The organism is Psychromonas hadalis ATCC BAA-638, assembly GCF_000420245.1.
GTDB lineage: Bacteria > Pseudomonadota > Gammaproteobacteria > Enterobacterales > Psychromonadaceae > Psychromonas > Psychromonas hadalis.
This window is the reverse complement of the sequence record NZ_ATUO01000213.1, coordinates 1-5,144: the sequence shown is the minus strand read 5'-3', so window position 1 is coordinate 5,144 and position 5,144 is coordinate 1. Positions and strand designations below refer to the sequence as shown.

General features: G+C 38.6%; 6 protein-coding genes and 1 pseudogene. 4 read left to right on the top strand and 3 right to left on the bottom strand.

Annotated features, from left to right (window positions below; all coding sequences use genetic code 11):
- Nucleotides 1-511: 511 nt before the first annotated feature.
- Nucleotides 512-1,396 carry an endonuclease/exonuclease/phosphatase family protein gene (locus tag G322_RS0117450; RefSeq protein WP_022942986.1) on the bottom strand — a complete coding sequence of 295 codons (885 nt, stop codon included), beginning with the start codon at nt 1,394-1,396 and terminating at the stop codon, nt 512-514.
- Between the two features lie 77 nt (nt 1,397-1,473).
- Between G322_RS0117450 and ndk the strand changes: the two genes are divergently transcribed.
- From ndk to G322_RS23795, 4 genes are read left to right on the top strand one after another with little or no spacing between them, the layout of a single operon-like run.
- Nucleotides 1,474-1,908 (top strand): nucleoside-diphosphate kinase, encoded by a 435-nt coding sequence (gene ndk, locus G322_RS0117445; RefSeq protein ID WP_022942985.1) that lies wholly within the window; start codon nt 1,474-1,476, stop codon nt 1,906-1,908.
- A 12-nt stretch (nt 1,909-1,920) separates the two neighbouring features.
- Nucleotides 1,921-2,793, top strand: coding sequence for a prepilin peptidase (locus G322_RS0117440; protein ID WP_022942984.1), 873 nt, complete (start codon nt 1,921-1,923; stop codon nt 2,791-2,793).
- Entirely contained in the window at nt 2,793-3,308 is a 516-nt protein-coding gene (tadA, locus tag G322_RS0117435) for a tRNA adenosine(34) deaminase TadA (protein WP_022942983.1), read from the top strand. The genes G322_RS0117440 and tadA overlap by 1 nt, the downstream gene beginning before the upstream one ends.
- On the top strand, nt 3,298-3,468 hold the full coding sequence (locus G322_RS23795; protein ID WP_022942982.1) for a hypothetical protein: 171 nt from the start codon (nt 3,298-3,300) through the stop codon (nt 3,466-3,468). The genes tadA and G322_RS23795 overlap by 11 nt, the downstream gene beginning before the upstream one ends.
- Nucleotides 3,469-3,813: 345 nt before the next feature.
- Here G322_RS23795 and G322_RS0117420 read toward each other — a convergent pair whose 3' ends face one another.
- Both G322_RS0117420 and G322_RS21970 read right to left on the bottom strand, forming a co-directional pair.
- Complete coding sequence (locus tag G322_RS0117420; protein ID WP_022942980.1) at nt 3,814-4,470, bottom strand: NAD(P)H-dependent oxidoreductase; 657 nt, start codon at nt 4,468-4,470, stop codon at nt 3,814-3,816.
- A 238-nt stretch (nt 4,471-4,708) separates the two neighbouring features.
- Nucleotides 4,709-5,144 (bottom strand): annotated as a pseudogene (locus tag G322_RS21970) (IS1595 family transposase); the annotation flags it as partial.

Genomic DNA, 5,144 nt, shown 5'->3' with positions numbered 1-5,144 from the left:
ATTCTTACTCCAATAAAGATATCCTCCCCAAATATAGATACTCATAATAAAGCACAACCTTGCCTGTTTATACCAAAGGAATTAAAAAGGTGATCCGTTTTTTATTTGGACGTGCTGCTTTAGCTGCACAAAGAGTAAAGGCGAGGCTAAAACCTCACGTCCTAAAAATGATCATAAATTAAATTCGTTTGGTATTATTAACTGCAGGGGTCAAGACAGGAGAAGCGAGTTTAAATAATACAAGTTAAGTACAGTTAACTACCGACTCAGTGATTTAGGGGGTTAACCTCTCTTTATATAAATGAAAACACGCAGGACTAAAGTCCCACTTCCCAAAAGTAAGCTAATTATCCCTCGGAAGTGGGACTTTAGTCCTGCCTTGTTTGTTGTCGCCGTAAAACCAAGGTCAAAACACGCAAAGCTAAAGCATCGCCTCCAGAAACATATGTATCGCCTCGAAAGTGGGAACGTCAGTTTAGTATTATGAGCGGGTAAGCTCTGTGAACCCTTTCTAAGGGGCAATAGCAAACATCACCACCTGCGGACTATGATCCGATGCATCCGTTGTGAGGCTTTCAGCTTTAATCACCTTTAAACCACGAAAATAGATATGATCGAGTGGCAAACCAAAAATATGTAAGCGTTGGTCATCATCAAATAGTGCTTCTGAAAACCCTGCTTTTATTAATGATTGCTCAACCGCTATTAATCTTATTTCACTCCAAGTGTTAAAATCACCACTAAAAATGATGGGCCCTTGATGTGTTTTTATTAAGGCGAGATAGGGTTTTAACTGTTTGATTAAAGGGCGCTCACTAAAGGTGAAATTAACCCCATGTAAATTAATAATTAACAGTGAATCTTCACTGTTTTTGATGGCGTAATAACTGGCAAGACCTGTTTTTGGCACTAAGATCCATGGCTCACTATAAGCAGATCCACATACTAAAAATGGGGTTATTTTGCTGAGCGTATTAACCCCAAAAATAGAGTTGTTATGTTTAAATGCGTAATTTTGCAGATAAAACAGGTTGTTTTTTTTGCTGAAACTAATTAGTTCTGGCGATAATTTAGCCTCTTGTAGAGTGATAAAATCAGCATTTTTTGCCCACGCTTTTAAACTGTTTTGCCAATTTTTTTTTTGCTGTTTATAAATATTCCAATTCAAGAGGGTAAAGGGTGAAGTGAGCGTTGCGTGAGTGCTGTTTTTAATTGCCGATAATGTGGGGCAATTTGCCTGATAGGTTTGTTGGTTTTGAGTGAGTAGCGTTAAATGTTCGGGGGATTTAGGGTAAAAAGCAACTGCTAGGCTTGTTGTGATCATCAGTAATATAAATCCCACCCAAATAGATTTGAGTATCCCGTTTATTGAAGGAAATGTGAGCTGCGATTTCATATACCTATATTCCTATTGCTGCACTGAGTTTAACTGGTTATATTGCGCGTTCAATTCATCTTTTTTGAGTAGTTATTATGCCATTACAAAGAACACTTTCAATAATTAAACCAGATGCTGTTGCTAAACAGCTTATTGGCACAATATTAGCCCGTTTTGAACAGGCGGGTTTAACACCTGTTGCGATTAAAATGTTACATCTAACACAAGCGCAAGCTGAGGGCTTTTATGCTGAGCATAAAGGTAAAGAGTTCTTTGAACCTCTGGTTGAGTTTATGACATCAGGGCCTATTACAGTACAGGTTTTGCAGGGTGAAGATGCCATTACTCATTACCGTAAAGTGATTGGAAAAACAGATCCCGCGCAAGCGGATAAAGGTACTATTCGTGCAGATTTTGCTGAATCAATGCGTTATAACGCCGTACATGGCTCAGATAGTCCAGCGTCAGCGTCACGCGAAATAGCTTACTTTTTTACAGATGATGAAATCTATCCACCTGCTGAAGCATAAGGTAACCGTTAAATGAATGATTTTATAATGTTGATGGAGCAGGTACCTGAACTGCTTTATGCCTCGGTGATCATCTTAGGCGTATTGATAGGATCATTCTTAAATGTGGTTATTTATCGTTTACCCGTGATGATGGAACGTTCGTGGAAGGCTGAGTGTGCAGAGTGTTTTCCTGAAGCGAAGATAGAAACAGATGATGAAGTATTTAATCTGGTATTACCTCGTTCTCGTTGTCCTAAATGTAACCATTTGATTGGCTCAACTGAAAATATCCCACTGATTAGCTGGTTATTTCAAAAAGGTCGTTGTAAACACTGTGCTTGTAAAATCAGTAAGCGTTATCCAAGTATCGAACTATTAACAGGGCTTATGTCGCTTGCGGTGGCTTATGTTATCCCATTTGGCTGGCCTCTGCTGTTTGCTCTGGGTTTTACATGGGTATTGATTGCGCTGACCTTTATTGACTTTGATACCATGTTATTACCCGATCAACTCACGTTACCGCTGCTATGGTTTGGTTTAATCATTAACATATCAGGCACGTTTGTTGGTTTAACGGATGCCGTATTAGGTGCGGTAATTGGTTACTTAAGTTTATGGTCTATCTATTGGGGCTTTAAATTAATCACGGGTAAAGAGGGCATGGGTTATGGTGATTTTAAACTATTAGCCGCGCTTGGAGCATGGTTTGGGTGGCAAGCATTGCCACTGATTATTTTACTCTCTTCATTTGCTGGGGCGATTATCGGTATTGCCGTGATTGCTACTTCAAAAGATAAACAGAGTCGCCCAATGCCCTTTGGCCCCTACCTTGCGATTGCAGGTTGGATCTATCTCGTTTACGGTTTTGAGCTAAACGAACTCTATTATTCGTTGGTGCTGTAGTGCTATCACAGCAACAGAATGATGAAAAATGGATGGATTACGCTTTATTATTAGCGGATAAAGCGGAGCTTGAAAATGAGATCCCCGTTGGTGCTGTATTGGTCAAAGATGATCAGGTGATCAGCGAGGGCTGGAACCTTTCTATCTTAAATCACGATGCCTGTGCGCACGCTGAAATTATGGCTATTCGCAGTGCTGGGCAGGTGATTAAAAATTACCGCCTTATTGACTGCACCCTTTATGTCACCTTAGAACCTTGTCCAATGTGTGCGGGTGCTTTAGTGCATGCACGTATTAAACGTCTCGTTTATGGGGCGGGTGATTACAAAACAGGGGCTGCGGGTAGCGTGTTTGATTTAGTGCGCAGTGAACAATTGAATCATCAAATTGAGGTGACTTCTGGCATTTATGCCGAGCAGTGTGCCACTAAAATCAGTGATTTTTTTAAACGTCGTCGTAAAGAAAAAAAAGCCCTTAAAAAGGCAATGTTACAGGAGAGTGAAAATGAGCAGTAAAACCGTTAATTTTGAAATCGAAAAAGAAACCAAAAACAGCATTCGTTATAAAGAGGTTCCTGAAGAGGGACAAGCGCCGATTGTGGGTAGTTTGTACCTGCAAAAGTGGTTTGCAGGTAACAGTAAAAATATTCAGGTCACCATTGAGAAAAAAGATTAATACCTTCGGTATAACGTTGCAAGGAGTAAACAATGTCATTAGATCAAAAATTAGCACGCATTGATCTTAATCTATTGGTTTTTTTGAATGTTTTATTGAAAGAAAAAAGATGTTACGTGATACGCTGTTTTATCAGGTGTTGATGAGTGAGGCTTATTGAGCACCATAACCATATGTGACTATTAACGTATTAAGTAACCTGAGTTTTGGTTAAGGGGTGATTTTTCTAGATATTCTGAGTTGAAAAGGTGATTGTTGTCGCTGATTTTACTGATAAATATTAATCGTTACTTCTCAAAAAAACAGAAAAAAGCCCTAAATAGTCCGCTAGTTAGGGCTTTATGCTTATAAAATTTGCACCACTTGCTCTGTTGTTAAGCGCGATTTTGGCAGCGGTTGGTTATAATCTTGCTCTTTATGGTGATAACCAATTGCTAATGCAACACCACACTGATAACCATCGAGTTCAATCGCAAACTCTTTGCTAATTAAATCACTATCAATCCCCTCCATGGCTGTGGAGTCAATGCCTAGACGCGCTAACGTGTGTAGTGTATTACCCAGTGCTAAATAGGTTTGTGCTTTTGTCCAAGGTGCATTATTACCCGTTTCATCCGTATTTAAATCAACAAATGCATAAGCGCCAAAGGCTTGCTCACGTTGGTCTTCTTGCAGACGCTGATTTTTAATATCTTGCTCAATGACTTGTGCATAATTTTCACGTTTATAATACGGGTTATGGGCAAATAAAATAATATGTGAAGCCGTTTTTATATGAGGTTGGTTAAACTGAAAGTTATTTGCAAACGTATCATGCATGCGTTGTTTAGCAGCATCACTTTCAATGATGATAAATTTCCAAGGTTGCGAATTAATAGAGGAGGAAGAGAGTCTCATCGCTTCAATAATCACCATTAAGTCTGGTTGTGAAACACGTAGGTTCGGATCATATTTTTTCGTGGTATAACGTTTCTTCAGATCATTAATAATAGGGTGTGTCATTTTTATCTCCAGTATGAGGGGGAGGGCTTAACAGAATATATCATAAGGTTTTTTTTGTATTTAATTACTCAAGTTTCGGAGTTGAAATAAAACAATAATTGGCATCTAATTGTATGATATTAAATAAGTTAATGTTTCGGCATGGTAAAATGTTTGTTAACTAGACAAAACAAAAAACCATACGAGACATTAAATGAATTCTGACACAAAGACTGTAAATTTATGGCTCTGTTCCATTTTACTGTTGTCCCCCATATGCAAATTGTAAAATTTGCTGATAATTAGGGTTTGAACGACTTTCCCTGAACCAAGCAAGATAATGCGACAAGTACTTTGTTGCAACTCCTCGCATTTTTACATCAATCCACCCTTAGAAATGAGCAATCGCTCCATTGACGGTTTGAATATGATAAATGCTATCTATCACTCTATTTTTACCACTAATTAATCGCTTATGATTACAATGTGTCATTTTAGCAATGCTCACATAAGCCCATGCACCATCACTACATAACACCGAATTATTGCTTATATGAGGTGCTAAATGTCGCTGAATTTCAGATGCAGTATCCTCAGATAAAACACCGTCAATCATGTGGTTACTACGATCTGTAGACAAAAGAATAGCAACTTGGCCTTCCTTAGTTCTTTTATCTAAATTGCCACCACGTTTC